Genomic DNA, 15,668 nt, shown 5'->3' with positions numbered 1-15,668 from the left:
GTATATAAAAGGCTCAGCCTTTTATAGCGCCTACCATGACCCCTTGGACGAAATACTTCTGCACGAAAGGGTAGACGACCAGCATCGGTATGATCGACAGCATGACGACCGCCGCCTGCAGCTGCCTGTCCGTATATTCGCTGTGCGTATTCATCTTCTGGATCATCGCGTTCATGTCCGCCGTATCGTTTTCGATGAGAATCTTGCGCAGGACGACCTGAAGCACCTGCTTGTGCCCGTCGGTAATATAAATCAGACTGTCGAACCACGCGTTCCAGTGACCGACGCCCACCCACAAAGCAAGCGTCGCCAGCACGGGCGCGGACAGCGGCAGGATGACCGAGACGTAGATTCGCAAATAACCCGCGCCGTCCACGCGCGCCGATTCCTCCAGGCTGTCGGGTATGGAACGGAAGAAATTGCGCATGACCAACGCGTTAAAAGCGCTGAGCGTCCCGGGCAGCACGAGCGCCCATACCGAATTCAGCAGATGCAGCTCGCGAATCAACAAGTAATTCGGGATCAGGCCGCCGGTAAAAAGCATCGTCAGCAGCAGAAAGCCGGTCAAGGCGCGATTGAAGGGCAAGTCCTTCTTGGACAAGGGATAAGCGGTCAAGGAAGTCACCACGAGCATGCACAGCACGCCGAGCACGGTTCTGACGGTCGTATTGAGGTACCCCGTCCACAGCGGCGTAAAGTGAAAGGCCAATCGGTAAGCCTCGAAAGAAATGCGCTCCGGCATAAGCATCAGGCGGGTCGAATACACGGAAGCGCCCGATTCCAACGAGGTGACCAGCTGCGTCCAAAAAGGATACAGCGTAATCAGCATGAGCAGCGTCATTAAAACGTAAAGGCCTATGTCCGCAGCAAGACTGAGCCGCGTTTTACGGTAAACCATCGTCTCACCCCTTCTCGTTCGATCCAACTACCAGAGCGTGTGCTCGTTGCCCCCCAGGGTCTTGACCAAGCGATTGACGCCGAGCAGCAAGATCAACGCCACCACCGATTTGAACATGCCGACCGCCGTGGAATAGCTGTAATCCGCTTTAATGAGCCCCAGCCGGTACACATAGGTGTCGATCACGTCGGCAACGCCGTACACCTGCGAGTTGTACATATTAAAGATCTGATCGAAGCCGGCATCCAGAATCGTTCCCATCGAGAGAATGAGCATGATGGAGATGACGGGCGCCAGCATCGGCAGCGTAATCTGAATCATGCGCCTGAAGCGGCCGGCCCCGTCCATGATCGCCGCCTCGTGAAGCTGCGGATCGATGCCTGCAATCGCGGCCAGAAAAATAATCGAGCTCCAGCCGAAGCTTTGGAAAACCGAGGTGCCGACCAGAATGCTTCTGAAGTATCGCTCGTCGGCCATAAATACAACAGGCGCATGACCGAACGCCTTGACGAGGGCATTGACGGGTCCGTCGAGCGAGAACAGCGTCGTGAAGATGCCCGCAAGCACGATCCAGGAAATAAAATGCGGCAAGTACGACACCGTCTGCACCCATTTGCGGACAAGCGGGCGCTTCAATTCGTTCAGCAAAAGCGCGAATGCGATCGGCGCCGGGAAGCCGAAGATGAGCTTGTAGACACTGATCAAAATCGTGTTTTTGAGTACGACGTAAAAGTGCGGATCGTCGAACACCTTGTGAAAGTGCTTCAGGCCGACCCAGGGACTGTCCAGGATGCCCGAGGTAATGCGGAACTCCTTGAAGGCGAGCACCAGCCCGTACATGGGAACGTAATTAAATACCAGCAAGAAGATAAAGCCAGGTATGAGCATCAAAAACAACACCCGGTATTGCTTAAACTTATTGAACCGTCCCTTTGCCCGACCGCTCGCCCGGGTCTGAATCGCAGACTCTATTCTGGTTGCCTGCATCGCTCGCTTCCTCTCCAGCGCTTGCCGAACGCCATTTGCTTGTGCCTTGCATGAGTAATATTAGCAAGCCGGAGTGGCTTTGTATCGTTCTCATTTCTTCGATTCATTTCAGTTTTTTTCGTTGTTGGCAGACGCTGCCTCATACCGCTTGACGCCCTTTCTCCAGGTAAGCAATAATCGATTAAAGCGCTTACGCTAACCTGCAACGGAAAGAAGGCTGGCCATGTTCCGCATCCTGATCGTCGACGATGAGCACTTCGAACGTGACGGCGTCGTATTTCTCATTCGCAAGTTCGGTCTGGATCTTTCGATTGCCGAAGCGGAGAACGGCGAAGAAGCACTCGCCTATATGAAGGCGCACGCCGTCGATATTCTGCTGACCGACATCCGGATGCACGGGATGGACGGCCTGCAGCTGGCACGGCAAGCGCGGGACCTGCAGCCGAATGTCAAAATCGTCATTCTGAGCGCCTACGGACAATTCGAATATGCGCAGCAGGCGATCGACCTGAAGGCCGTTCAATACGTCCTGAAGCCCGTCGAAGTCGAGAGCTTCGTGAAAGTGCTTCATCAAGCGATCAATCTGTGCGCGGAGGAACGGCGGGAGTCGGAACGGCAATCCCGGCTTCAGCAGGTGTACCGCCGCGGTATTCAGTCGGAGAAAATCACGCTGCTGGCCGATCTCATGAGCGAGGGGGAAAACGAGGCTGCGTCTGAGGAAAACGTCCACGGCGAGCTGCTGCGATTGCACCGTTTGTTCGCCGGTCCCGGCGTTTCCGACGATCGCTCGTATCGCTTCTTGATGCTGGATGCGCGACTGCGGTTCTTCGATACGGTCGACGCCGGATTCGAGGCGCTGGTAGGCGATCGACTGGAAGGCGAAGGCTCCGTCATGATCCTGAACGAATATCAGGCGCTCGTGCTCGTGGAAGCGCACGCCGCGGAGACGGAGCGATCGCTGTCGCGGATGTGCGGGAATTTGCTGCGCTGGTTCAAGCAGCAATACGGCAAGGAGCTGAGCATCGTATGCAGCGGGTCGTTCCATGACTTCGCGCAGATGAGAGCCGAATACCGCAAATTGGAGACCATGCTCGAGAGCAAGTTTTTTTACGAGGAAGGCTTCGTCTTGTTCACCGACGCCCCCCTGCCGCAGCTGCAATCTTCCGCGTTTGCGGAGCGGGCGATCGCGGATATTTCCCAGTGCTTGGCGCGCAAGGAGTGGGACGTCGCGCAGGTCCGCTTCGTCAAGCTGTTCGACGATTTGAAGAACGGCGGACATTTTTCCGTGATCTATGTCAAATACATCTGCTCCGAAATCATCCGCCCGCTCCTCCAGACGATGCGTAAAGGAGATTCCGACTACTTCCGGCGCACGCTCGAAGCGATCTTCCGCACGGCCGCGCTGAAGGAGCTGCGGCAATTGATGCTCGACCTGTTCAGGGAATGCGGCGCCCGTTCGGATCAAGCGGTCCCGCCGGAAGCGAACCATAAAGTCGTGGACGAGGTCATTCAGATCATCGAGCGGGAATATCATACCGACTTGTCGGTCGACACCATCGCCGAACGCGTCTATCTGACGCCGAGCTATCTAAGCCACTTGTTCGCCAAGCAGACCGGCTTGAGCCTGATCAAGTATCTGACGATGCACCGGCTGGAAAAGGCCAGACAGCTGCTGCAAGAAACCAACCGCAAAATCATCGATATCGGCGCCGAAGTGGGCTATGCCAACTATCCGTATTTTTGCTCGCTGCTCAAAAACTATTACGGTAAAACGCCCACGCAAATCAGGGAGGAAGGCCGTGTATGATCGCCAGAATCCGGCATGCGGCAAACCGGCTGAGGTTCAGGCAAAAGCTCGTGTTATCCTACTTGTTTATCAGCTTGATCCCCATTTTGTTCCTGGGAACGTATTCCTACAATCAATCGAAGCATTTCCTGAACGATCAGGCGATGGGCGATTTCCGCGGCAGTGCGGGCATCTTCGCCGAAAGCATCCGCGCCAATATGGATCGGTACGAGACGATGGCCAGCCTCGTTTTGTACAACGATATCATTCAAAAAATTTTATCCAAGCGTTACCTGGATTTGTTCAACCTGTACGACGACTTGACGGAGTTCTTGAACCCTTATTTGAATATGCTGCTAAATCTCAACAAGGACACGCTTCAGCTCACCATCTATACGAATAACGACATGCCCGAGTACGGCGACTACATCAATCGGATCGAACGCATCGAAGACTTGCCGTGGTATGCCGCGCTTCAGGACGGCAACCGGCCGCAGTGGTTCCACGACCCGAACCAGCTGTTCCTCGCGAGCCGCTTCCCGAAGCTGCGCCCGGCCAGCAATGCGAACGGCGCGGCAGGAAGCGCGCGCGACGAAAATGTCCTCTACATCCGCGTGAACAATCGCAATTTGTTCGCAAGCCTGCCCGACGCGATGAAGGACCAGTGGGTGTTCCTCGTGGATGCCTCGGGAGCGACGGTCTACGCCAATCAGACCATGGACGAACAGATGACGCGCACGCTCGCCGGCATCGTGAACAGACCGGAGGGTCATCTGAAAATCGGCGGAGCCGATATGATCCTGATCAAGCAGCCCGTCGCCGCGACCGACTGGCTGCTGTATTGCCTCGTTCCCTATCGCAACCTGGCCCAGCATTCGGGCAGCATCGTCCGGGCTACGCTTATCGTCGCGGGACTTTGCTTGCTTTTTCTGATCGTGATCATCGCGGTGTTCGCCAAATCGATGATTCGGCAGATCTACAAGCTGAACAACTGGATGCGGCGCGTCGAAGAAGGAGAGCTCGAGCTGAGAGTCAAGAGCACGTCGATGGACGAGATCGGCGAGCTGACGCGCCGGTTCGGCAATATGCTGCAGCGGATCAACGAGCTGATCAACGAAGGCTACAAAAACAAGATCAAGCAGAAGGAAGCCGAGCTGAGCGCCTTGAAGTCGCAGATTACGCCGCATTTCCTTTACAACACCCTCAGCTTCATTAATTGGAAAGCCGTGAAAAGCGACGATCTCGAGCTCAGTCGGATGGTCACGAGCCTCTCCAAATTTTACCGAACGGCGCTTAATCGCGGGGATAACATGATCTCCGTGCGCGACGAGATCGAGAATATGAAGTCCTACGTGGACATCGTCCTCATGACCAGCGGCCACCGTTTCGACGTTGTCTGCGACCTGGACGAGACCGGATACGACTATGGCACGATCAACCTGATTCTGCAGCCGCTCGTCGAAAATGCGGTCAAGCACGGCATCAACAAAAAGACGGACGGCAAAGGCTTGCTGGAAATCAGCCTGCGCGTCGGCGAGGACACGATCGAGTTCAGCGTTCGCGACAACGGGCCCGGGATCGAACCGCGCCTACTGAGCGAATTGCTCACCCAGCCTACCGCCGGCTACGGTCTGAAAAACGTAGATGAGAGAATCAAGCTCATGTTCGGCGCCGAATACGGACTGCTGATCGAAAGCGAAGTCGACCGGGGAACCTGCATGCGGGTCGTTATTCCCAAGCAGGCGATGCAGAGCGGCGGGGGAGAATAAGCGGGGAGCGTCAACTCCGATTCCGCGGATTCCCGGCACATCAACTCTGTTCCGCCGACGCCCTGCACATCTTCACCCCCGCCGAGATAGCTGTCAAAAAGCATTTATTTCGGCAAGACTTGCCCGTTCAAACAGAAATAAGTGTTGAAGAGCAGTTAATTGCTCCCAGAACGCCGCAACCGAGCGAAACGAGAGAGAATAACTGCTTTTTAACACTTAATGGACGCGCATATTGAAAATGAACGAAATTAGATGCTTTTTAACACTTATCGCTTTGCTCCAGCCTGCCGGCCTCCCGCGCAGTTTGCGATTATGCTTGTGAGGGAGAGATATTGGTGCTGCCCCAGCAAAAAAAGAAACCGCGCCGGGTCGGCGCGGTTGCAGTCTGGCAGTTATTTGTTTTATGTGCGTCAGCGCATCAGCCAGGCGTGGTCGGGGTCGTTGTGGAAGCGCCAGGTGCGCGTCGGGCCGGCCATGACGTTCAGGTAATAAACGTCGTAGCCCGGCGGCGCGGATACGGGGTGGTAGCCGCGGGGCACGAGCACCGCCTCGCGGTCCTTGACGGCGAGCGTCTCGTCGAGCGAGCGGTCGTCGGTGTAGACGCGCTGCACGGCGAAGCCCTGTTCGGGCTGCACGCGGAAGTAGTAGGTTTCCTCCAGCAGCGACTCGTTCGGCAGGTCGTCTTGGTCGTGCTTGTGCGGCGGATAGCTGGACCAATGTCCGGCCGGCGTGAACACTTCGACCACGAGCAGGCTGTCCGCCGGCTCGCTCTCCGGTAGAATGTTGTGCACGAGGCGCGACATGCTGCCGCTCCCCCGGTGCTCCACGCCGACGTCGTCCGGCGCGATTAGCCGTGCCTGATGGCGGCCTTGGCCGGGCGCCAGGCAGACCGCCAGCTCCACGTCGGTCAACGCCTCCAGGTCCCACTGGCTGCCCGACGGCACGTAGACGGTATAAGGCGGTGTCTTCTCAAATACGTTCATGCGCTTGCCGACGTCCCGCCAAGTCTGTCCGCCGGCACTCACGTCCGCGCGGCCGGACAGCAGCACGAGCGCCGCCTCTTGGCCGCCGGTCTCCCGGCCGAGCTTGTCTCCTGCCGCGAGCCGGAACACCTCGAAGCCGACATACGTCCATCCGGCGCTCTCCGGCGTGATAGACAGCACGCTGCCCCGCTCGTCGGGAACCGCGCGCGAAGGTACGATCAACTCGGACATCCCCATGCGTTCTCCTCCTCTCTTAGGCCTCGACAGCCGGAACAGCAGTATCTGCGGCCCGGGTTTCCAGGTCGGCCAGCTTGACCGGTCGTCCCGTCTCGAGCGAACGCTTCGCCGCCAGGGCAATCAGCTCCGCCTGCAGACCGTCTTGCCCGCTCACCGGCACGGGCCGACCGGACCGCACGCTGTCGACGAATTGGCGCATCTCGTCCCGGTATGCTTCCGTGTATCGCTCGAGGAAGAAATGCAGCGGCTTGTCCCGCGTGATCGCATCGATCCCGCTCACGACCGCCGTATTCGGATAGTCGTTGCCGATCGACACGCTGCCGCCCGAGCCGAACACCTCGACCCGCTGATCGTAGCCGTAGACGGCCTTGCGGCTGTTGTCGATGACGCCGAGCGCCCCGCTGGCGAACTTCAGCGTCGTGATCGCCGTGTCGATGTCGCCGGCTTCGCCGATGGACGGATCGACCAGCACCGCGCCCTGCGCGAACACCTCCTCCACCTCGCTGCCCGATAGGAAGCGGGCGATGTCGAAGTCGTGGATCGCCATGTCCATGAACAGCCCGCCGGAAACTTTGACGTACTCGATCGGCGGCGGGCTCGGATCGCGGGAGGTGATCTTGATCAGGTGAGGTTCGCCGACGCGTCCCTCGCCCACGATCTCCTTCACGCGCCGGAAGTTATGGTCGAACCGACGGTTGAAGCCGATCTGCAGACTCACGCCCGCAGCCGCAACCGCCCGCAGCGCCTCTCGCGTGCCTTCGACGCTCATGCTGACCGGTTTTTCGCAGAAAATCGCCTTGCCGTTCGCCGCCGCTTCCACGATCAGCGGGACGTGGGTGTCGGTGGGCGAGCAGATGACGACCGCCTCGACGGCGGGATCCGTCAGAAGCTCGCTCGCATCGGCCGTCACCCGGGCGATGCCGCGCTCCGCGGCCCAAGCCTCGAGCGCGTCGCCCGCGAACGGGTCCGCAATCGCCGCGACCTTGACCCCGGGCATGCGGAGCAGATTGTCCGCATGGATCTTTCCGATGCGGCCGGCGCCGATAACGCCGATGCCGATCGTTTTTAAAGTGTTGTTCACCGTAGGTTCCTCCCTGCTGATTCCGTGAACAAGCCGTTCCGGGTTCGTCTTCCAGGCTGCCATCGCAGCTTCGCGCTTCGAGCCTGGCACTGGCTCAAACTCCCGCTTACCACCGCGCCGTCACCATTTTTTTGCGCGTATAGAACTCGACGCCGTCGGTCCCGTTGGCATGAAGATCGCCGTAGAACGACTTCTTCCAGCCCGAGAACGGGAAGAACGCCATCGGCGCGGGCACGCCCAGATTGATGCCGAGCATGCCGGCGTCGATCGTCTCGCGGAATTGGCGCACGGCGCTGCCGCTGTCCGTGAACAGGCAGGCTCCATTCGCGAATTCGGAGCGGTTGGCGATCTCGATCGCCTCGCCCAGCGTGGCGGCGCGCATGACGGCCAGCACCGGCGCGAAAATCTCGTCCTTCCAGATCTTCATCTCGCAGGCGACGTCGTCGAAAATCGTCGGCCCGACGAAGTAACCCTTGCCATCCGAAGCGGCGTCCCGGCGTCCGTCGCGCACGAGCTTCGCGCCTTCCTGCTCGCCGGCTTCGATATAGCCGAGCGTCCGCGCCTTGTGCGAATCGCGGATAACCGGGCCGAGGAATACGCCCTCGTCCATGCCGTTGCCGATCGAGATCGCGTTGGCCGCCTGCTTCAGCTTCTCCACCAGCGCGTCGCCGATGTCGCCGACGGCTACGACGACGGAGCAGGCCATGCAGCGCTCGCCCGCGGAGCCGAAGGCGGCGGCGACGATCTGCGTGACCGCCGCGTCAAGGTCGGCGTCCGGCATGACGATGCTGTGGTTTTTGGCGCCCGCGAGCGCCTGGACGCGTTTGCCGTGGGCCGAAGCGGTCTTGTACACGTACTCGGCGACCGGCTGCGAGCCGACGAACGAGACGGCCGCGATGCCGGGATGCTCGAGGATGCCGTTGACCGCGTCATGCGCGCCGTGCACGATGTTCAGCACGCCGGGCGGCAGCCCGGCTTCGTCGAACAGCTCGGCGAGACGCTGCGCCAGGAGCGGCGTGCGCTCGGACGGTTTGAGCACGAACGCGTTGCCGCAGGCGATCGCGAGCGGGAACATCCAGCAAGGCACCATCATCGGGAAATTGAACGGCGTAATGCCCGCCGCAACGCCGACCGGGTAGCGGTACATGCCCGATTCGAGATTGGTCGCAATGTCCGGCAGCTGCTTGCCCATCATAAGCGTCGGCGCACCGGCCGCGAACTCCACGCACTCGATGCCGCGCTGCACCTCGCCGTGCGCTTCCGCATAGCTCTTGCCGTTTTCGAGCGTGATGAGCCTCGCCAGCTCCTCCCAGCGCTCGACGAGCAGCTGCTGGTACTTGAACAGGATCCGGGCGCGGCGCGGCACCGCCGTCTTGGCCCAGGCGCGTCCGGCTTCCGCGGCCGCTTGAACGGCCGCGTCCACGTCCGCTTTGCTCGACAGCGGGACGTAAGCGATCACCTCTTCGGTGGCCGGGTTGTACACCGGCTCTACCTTCCCGGAGGCGGACGGCACCTGCTTGCCTCCGATCCGGTTGCTCAGCGTCTCCACCGCGGCGTCGATCCGATTCGTCATGGCGTGATTGCCCCTTTCCTATGTCCATCTGATAGGTTCTAGTAAATTAGCTGTTGGCGGTAATTTCCCCGCGGTTGCAGCGCTCGATATAGTCGTGGACGGCGCCTGTCGTCGGCATCGCGTCCGAGCAGCTGTGGCTGGAGATCACAATGCAGGCCGCCGCGCTTCCGAATTCCATGCAGCGTTCGACCTCCCAGCCTTGCAGCAGTCCGTACAAGAAGCCCGCCGCATACGAATCGCCGGCGCCGAACGTCTTGACGACCTTCGCCGGGAAGCTGCGGGCCGTGTGCGATGCCCCGTCCTTCGTATAGGCTACGGAGCCTTCCTTGCCGTGCTTGATGACGACGAGCTGCGCGCTGTACGAGAACCACTTGGATGCCGTGACGCGGTCGTCGCGGTCCGGATTGCGTTCGAAGCGCTCCATCATGTCGAACTCCTCGCGCGTGCCGAGGAGGATGTCGCATTTCTCTGCGGCGAGGTTATAGTAGACGGCCGTCTCCTGTTCCGAGCGCCACGTATAGGGCCGGTAGTCGAGATCGAACGCGACGACGGCGCCGTGGCGCTTCGCGTAGTCGAGCGCGAGGAACACCGCTTCCCGCGACGGACTGGCCGCGAGCGCCGTCCCGGAGATCAGCAGCATCTTGGCGTCCGCGACGAGAGCCTCGCTCACTTCGTCCGGCGCCAGCAGCAGATCGGCGGCGTTGTCGCGGTACATCAGGATACTGCAGTCGGTCGGGCTCTTGATCTCGGTGAACGCAAGCCCCGTCGTCGCGCCCGTCCGGTCGATCGACACGCTCGACGCGTCGATCCCTTCCTTGGCGAGATATTGCGTAATAAATCGGCCCATCTGGTCGTTCGCCACCTTGCCGATGAAGCCGGTGGCGAGGCCGAGACGGGACATGCCGATGCAAATATTGGCCGGGGAGCCGCCTACGTATTTGGTGAACGTAAGCGTCTCTTCCATCGGCCGGTTGATCTCGTTGGCGTTGAGGTCGATGCACAGGCGGCCGATGGCCGCGAAGTCGAGCTTTTTCGCCGCGTTAAAATCGATGATTCCCATCGTTAAGCCTCCCTTGTGTCGGCAGTCCCTTGAACCCGGTCCAGGATCGTATCGAGATAAACGATCGCCCGGTGCGCGTATTCGCGGGGCTGGTGGAGCGCCGGGTCCTGCTCGCCCTCCAGCATCGCCCAGCCGCCATAGCCGCGCGCCAGCAACTCGCGCACGATCGGCTCGAAGTCGATGCAGCCGTCGCCGGGGACGGTGAACACGCCTTTGCGGATACAGGAGACAAAGTCTGCGCCTTCCGTTCTGGCTTCGGCGAGCACCATCGGCCGTATATCCTTCAGATGGATATAAGCGACTCTGTCGTAATGCTTGCGCAGCAGCGCCAGTGGATCGGAGCCGCCGTAAAAGGCATGGCCCGTGTCGTACAGCAAATGGACAAGCGCGGGATCGGTCCGGCGGAGCAGCTCGTCGATCTCCTCCGGCTGCTCGACGACCGTGCCGCCGTGGTGGTGGTACGCCAGCTTCATACCGAAGCTCCTGGCAATCTCGCCGGCCGCATTCAGCCCTTTTGCGAGACTGTCCCAGCCCGCCTCGTCCAGCCGCAGCACCGTCTTCTCCCTCGCCGAACGCCGGGGATCGAAGTGCAGGGAGCCTCCGACTTCGGCCGTGCTGATGACCGTGCTGCCGAACTCGGCCAGAAACGCCGCATGGCGGCGGTAATCTTCGAGCTCCCGCTCGAGATAGTCCGGAGCGGAGAACAGCACGGACTTCCACTGGGACACGAGCCGGATGCCCCTGGCATCGAGCTCCCGCTTCAGCACGGCCGGATCCTTGGGAAACATGCGCCCCATCTCCGTTCCCTTCAGGCCGAGGGACGCGATATCGTCGACGATGGTCTCGAAGGTCGTGTCCGCGCCGTGCTCCGCCACGTCTTCGCCCACCCAGTTAATCGGGTGGATGCCTAGATTAAACGGCCGATCGGCCATGCGGCTCACCTCTTCCTCTATATTTAATGAAGCTTCGCTTATTCGCTTAGTTAGTAAGGCTTCGCTTCCGCGGTCCTCGCCGCCATCTCCCGCTGCGCCGCGCCGACCTTGGCCGAGACGGACACCTCCGGCACCTCGACGCGCCACCACGATTCGTAGCCGTCCGTGTTCGTGCCGGGCACGACCGGAATCTCGATCAGCGTGGTCGTCGTCTCCCGCTTAGCGCGCGTCAGCGCTTCGCGCAGCGCCTCCGGCGTACGCGCGGTATACGCGGCCGCGCCAAGGCTGCGAGCATGCGCGGCGAAGTCGATGGGAAGCGGAGCTCCTGTCAAGCGGCCCGTATCGGCGCTGCGGTAGCGGAATTCGTTGCCGAAGCCGTCGCTGCCGTTCGCGCGCTGCAAGTTGTGAATGCATTGGAAGCCGTGGTTGTCGAAAAGAAGAATCGTAATCTTGCGGCCTTCCTGCAGGCTCGTTACCAGCTCCGAATGCATCATCAGGTAGCTGCCGTCGCCCACGAAAGCGTACGCCTCGCGCTCGGGCTCAGCCAGCGCGGCGCCGAACGCGCCCGCTACTTCGTAGCCCATGCAGGAAAATCCGTATTCCATGTGGTACGTCTTGGGCTGCGCCGGACGCCACAGCCGATGCAGGTCTCCGGGCAGGCTGCCCGCCGCGCAGACGACGACCGACGTCGGATCGATGGTCTCCTGGATGACGCCGAGCGCACGCGTCTGGGACAAGCCGTCCGGATGCTCCGCCGCGTACAGTCGATCGACCTCCCGGTCCCACTCCGCCTTGAGCGCCGCGAGCTCGCCCTCGGCATATCCGCTGCGGTAGCCGGCCTGATCCAACGAAGTCTTCAGAGCGGCCAGCCCCGCCTTCGCGTCGGCAACAAGCGCCGTCCCTTCCAGCTTCGCCGCATCCGCGGCCTGCACGTTCAGGTTCACGAACTTCACGCCGTCGTCCCTGAACGCCCGCTTGGACGCCGTCGTGAAGTCGGAGTACCGCGTGCCGATGCCGATGATCAGATCGGCCTCGGCCGCAACACGGTTCGCCGCGAGCGAGCCGGTGACGCCGATTGCGCCCAGGTTGAGCGGATGATCCCAAGGCAGAGAGCTCTTGCCTGCCTGCGTCTCCGCCACGGGAATGCCGAAGCGCGCAGCGAACGCGGCCAGCTCGGCCGTCGCATCGGCGTAATGCACGCCGCCGCCCGCGATGACGAGCGGTCGCTTGGCTGCCGCGATCAGCGTCGCCGCACGCTCTGCCGCGGCAGCCGACGGCGGACGGCGGTCGACAACGTGCACGCGCCTTGCGAAAAATTCGTCCGGATAGTCGTACGCCTCGGCCTGCACGTCCTGCGGCAGCGCCAGCGTCACCGCGCCCGTCTCGGCGGGATCGGTCAGCACGCGCATCGCCTGCAGCGCTGCCGCCATGAGCTGCTCGGGCCGGACGATCCGGTCCCAGTAGCGGCTGACCGGCTTGAAGGCGTCCGCCGCGGAGATGTTGTAGTCGGACGCCACCTCCAGCTGCTGCAGCACCGGGTCCGGCTGGCGGCCGGCGAAGTTGTCGCCGGGCAGCAGCAGCACCGGAATCCGGTTGACGGTCGCTGTTGCCGCGGCCGTCACCATGTTCAGCGCACCCGGGCCGATGGACGACGTGCATGCCCAGATCTGCCGGCGATTTTTCTGCTTCGCATAGGCGGCAGCTGCGTGAACCATGCCCTGCTCGTTTTTGCCCTGCATATAGACAAGCTCGCCAGCGCTGCGCTCAAGCGCCTCGCCGATGCCTGTCACGTTGCCGTGGCCGAAGATGCCCATCACGCCTTGCACGAACTTGGTCTCTACGCCGTCTACCGATATATATTGGTTGTCCAGAAACTTCAGCAGCGCCTGGGCCATCGTTAATCGTAGGGTCAATTCGCTCTCTCCTCTCGGCCGCTCGCCGGTCTCTCGTCGTCTTTGGCCGGGGTCTGTCCGGGGCTTGTCGATCAAACGCCGCCCGGCGCCTGCACGGCCCTCCGCGTCTCGGACGAATCCCGCTCGCGCAGGAACGCTTCAAGTCGGCAGATCTCCACGCCCGCCAGCATCATGATGCCGGTCCCATGGTTGTCGTTGACGACGGTGAGCAGATCGTATTTGTAGTAGTCCTCGGTAAACGAATAACGCGAGCCGCTGCACACGCCGTGCACGTTGCCGTTGCGGTCGATCGCCTTCGAAGCGAGTCCCCGCCAGCCGCGCAGCGCGGCTTCCGCGAAGCGGGCGGAATCGTCCAGCCATCCGAACCGGACGCCGCGCGCGAAGGCGTAGGCGAACATGGCCGTGCAAGAGGCCTCCTCGTACGCGTCCGGATCGGTCAGCACCTGCCGCCACAGGCCGGACTCGCCCTGCTGCGCCGCGATGCCCGCGCACAGCTCGCGGAAAAACGCGAGCAGCGCCGGCCGGTCCGTATGCGTCAAAGGCAGCCGCTCCAGCAGTTCAGACAGCGAGAACAGCGTCCAGCCGTTGCCTCTGCCCCACGGAATGCGCGTCGCCTTGCCGTATTTGAAGTCGTACACATGGCTCATGACGCCCCGGTCCTCCATATACAAGTAGCGCCGGTAATGCAAGAACTGGCTCGCCGCGTCGTCCAGATAACGCTGGTCCCCGGTAATGCCCGCATAGCGGCTCAGAAACGGCGCGCTCATGTACAGATCGTCCGCCCACATCGTATCGGCGGCGTATTCGCCGACGCACAGGCGGTAATACGCGCCGTCGTCTCGCCGCTCCAGCCGGTTGGCGATAAAGTCGGCGATGACGTTCGCAATTGCCAGGTAGTCCGCGTTGCCTTCGGACGGATACGCCTCGAGCATCGCCGAGCCGAACGAGCCGCAGTTGTCCAGCATCTTCATCAGCACGAGCTGATGGTTGATGGAAGGGAATCCGTATGCGGCCTTATCCCATAAGGAATATCCGTACCAGTCGGTGCAGCTGTCGATATGCGCGCGCGCATAGTCCGCGATCTCCGGACGTCCGAGCTCGCGGGCCGTCTGCAGCAGCCCGTACATCGTCACGCCGAGCGGGTAGTCCCAACGCGCGAAGTTGGTCGCGGCGCCCGCCGTCCAGCGGTTGCTCAGCATCGCGTTCTCGTAATAGGGACGCAACCTGAGCCCCGGGCCATCCAGCGCCCAGCCGGTCATGCCGCCGGCGCTCGCCAAGGCTCCGGTCGCGGCCGTTTCTCCGGCCAGCTTGAACAAACGCTTGACCGATTGCACGGCGGCAGGCGCCTCATCGGACTCAGCCGGCAGCGGTCCCGCGTACAGCCAGCCGCCAGCCGAGTCCGCCCCGTGAATTGGCGCCGGCAGCTCGAAGCTCACCGGTGCGCCCGACTCCGCCGCGGACACCGCGAGCTCGAAGCCCCAGCCTTGCTCGCCCGTCTCCGCGCGGACCAGCACTTGGCCGTCCGCGATCGCCAGCGGCAGCTCGCGCTTGAACGCCCCCGCCTCGGTCAGCTCGATGACCGGCTGCCCGTCCAGCCAGACGGTCATCGGGCCGTACGCCCGGCCCCGCCAGACGCTGCTCGCGCCTTGCGCCGCCGGCGGCAGCTTGCTCCAGGCATAGCCCGCAGCCGCGCCTTCCGGTACGCCGAAGATGCGCTCGAAGTTCGGCCTGGCCGCCGCTTCCGCCGGCCACTCGCGCGCCGGCAGCCAGGCGATGCCCGTGTTCGCTTCTTTGCCGCCGAAGTCGGGGAACCCGAGCCCTTCGCCGTATGCGGCGGCCGGAAGCGCTTCGGAATACGCCCAGCCCGCGGTCTCGCGGCGTTCGACGAACGGCGCCAGCACCTGCAGGATGCGCACCTTGCCTTCCTCCGCGCCGAAGCGGCAGCCGAAACCCGCTTCCGTCCTGCGCATTTCGAGCAGGAGCGTATTCCAGCCCTTGCGCAGCAGGAGCGGGACGACCGCCTTGGCGTCCGGCTTCATCTCGTCGACCGCGCCGGAGCGGTACAGCAGCGTTTCGTTCAAGTAAAAACGGACCGGGCTCGCGGGCATGATCCCCGCGTCCAGCGAGCGCTCGTCGTCGCTCCACACAAGTCCGCAGGCATATGCGACCTCGCCGTGCCGCGATTCCGGCAGCCGCCTTGCCAGATCGAAGTCGTAATAGCCTTCTTCGGTCTGGAGAATGCCATCCGCCGAGAATGCGCGAAGCGCGAAGGGAATCTCGGGATTGGCGCCCAGGTAGCGCCCGGCCACCGCGCCGAGGATGCCGGCGGCGTCCTCGCCCAGCCAGTAGCCGATGCTCTCGCGCCGTTCGATATATTCGGTCATGGTTGATCACTCCAGGCTTAAAAATGACAAAATGGCTAAAGGGTAAAGGCAAGTCGCAATCAAGC

At 61.9% G+C, this 15,668-nt stretch carries 11 protein-coding genes; 2 read left to right on the top strand and 9 right to left on the bottom strand.

The genetic code is table 11. The features are described from left to right. Window positions 1–13: 13 nt before the first annotated feature. Together ACFSR7_RS09785 and ACFSR7_RS09780 are read right to left on the bottom strand one after the other, a co-directional pair. Window positions 14–898 carry a carbohydrate ABC transporter permease gene (locus ACFSR7_RS09785; RefSeq protein ID WP_378160967.1) on the bottom strand — a complete coding sequence of 295 codons (885 nt, stop codon included), beginning with the start codon at window positions 896–898 and terminating at the stop codon, window positions 14–16. 27 nt (window positions 899–925) lie between these two features. Beyond that, window positions 926–1,885 (bottom strand): ABC transporter permease, encoded by a 960-nt coding sequence (locus ACFSR7_RS09780; protein ID WP_378160965.1) that lies wholly within the window; start codon window positions 1,883–1,885, stop codon window positions 926–928. Between the two features lie 223 nt (window positions 1,886–2,108). Here ACFSR7_RS09780 and ACFSR7_RS09775 point away from each other — a divergent pair, with 223 nt between their 5' ends. Then, window positions 2,109–3,692: a response regulator gene (locus ACFSR7_RS09775; protein WP_378160963.1), complete on the top strand. Its 1,584-nt coding sequence runs from the start codon at window positions 2,109–2,111 to the stop codon at window positions 3,690–3,692. Then, the gene (locus ACFSR7_RS09770) at window positions 3,689–5,440 is read left to right on the top strand and encodes a sensor histidine kinase (RefSeq protein ID WP_378160961.1); all 1,752 of its coding nucleotides are present in this window, start codon (window positions 3,689–3,691) and stop codon (window positions 5,438–5,440) included. The genes ACFSR7_RS09775 and ACFSR7_RS09770 overlap by 4 nt, the downstream gene beginning before the upstream one ends. Window positions 5,441–5,850: 410 nt before the next feature. Here the strand turns inward: ACFSR7_RS09770 and iolB are convergent, their stop codons facing one another. From iolB to ACFSR7_RS09735, 7 genes are all read right to left on the bottom strand, one after another. Further along, window positions 5,851–6,654 carry a 5-deoxy-glucuronate isomerase gene (gene iolB, locus ACFSR7_RS09765; RefSeq protein WP_378161176.1) on the bottom strand — a complete coding sequence of 268 codons (804 nt, stop codon included), beginning with the start codon at window positions 6,652–6,654 and terminating at the stop codon, window positions 5,851–5,853. Between the two features lie 22 nt (window positions 6,655–6,676). Next, a complete protein-coding gene (gene iolG, locus ACFSR7_RS09760) occupies window positions 6,677–7,831 on the bottom strand; it encodes an inositol 2-dehydrogenase (RefSeq protein WP_378160959.1) in 1,155 nt (384 codons plus the stop codon). Window positions 7,832–7,847: 16 nt separating this feature from the next. Next, window positions 7,848–9,314, bottom strand: a complete 1,467-nt coding sequence (locus ACFSR7_RS09755) for a CoA-acylating methylmalonate-semialdehyde dehydrogenase (RefSeq protein WP_378160957.1) — start codon at window positions 9,312–9,314, stop codon at window positions 7,848–7,850. Between the two features lie 46 nt (window positions 9,315–9,360). Further along, the gene (iolC, locus tag ACFSR7_RS09750) at window positions 9,361–10,374 is read right to left on the bottom strand and encodes a 5-dehydro-2-deoxygluconokinase (protein ID WP_378160956.1); all 1,014 of its coding nucleotides are present in this window, start codon (window positions 10,372–10,374) and stop codon (window positions 9,361–9,363) included. A 2-nt stretch (window positions 10,375–10,376) separates the two neighbouring features. Further along, complete coding sequence (gene iolE / locus ACFSR7_RS09745; RefSeq protein ID WP_378160954.1) at window positions 10,377–11,306, bottom strand: myo-inosose-2 dehydratase; 930 nt, start codon at window positions 11,304–11,306, stop codon at window positions 10,377–10,379. Window positions 11,307–11,356: 50 nt separating this feature from the next. Beyond that, the gene (gene iolD, locus ACFSR7_RS09740; protein WP_378161174.1) at window positions 11,357–13,201 is read right to left on the bottom strand and encodes a 3D-(3,5/4)-trihydroxycyclohexane-1,2-dione acylhydrolase (decyclizing); all 1,845 of its coding nucleotides are present in this window, start codon (window positions 13,199–13,201) and stop codon (window positions 11,357–11,359) included. 89 nt (window positions 13,202–13,290) lie between these two features. Beyond that, window positions 13,291–15,603 carry a glycoside hydrolase family 88/105 protein gene (locus tag ACFSR7_RS09735; protein ID WP_378160952.1) on the bottom strand — a complete coding sequence of 771 codons (2,313 nt, stop codon included), beginning with the start codon at window positions 15,601–15,603 and terminating at the stop codon, window positions 13,291–13,293. Window positions 15,604–15,668: the final 65 nt, after the last annotated feature.

It is taken from the genome of Cohnella sp. GCM10020058 (genome assembly GCF_042683485.1).
Taxonomy (GTDB): domain Bacteria; phylum Bacillota; class Bacilli; order Paenibacillales; family Paenibacillaceae; genus Cohnella.
This window is presented reverse-complemented; position numbering and strand designations above follow the sequence as displayed.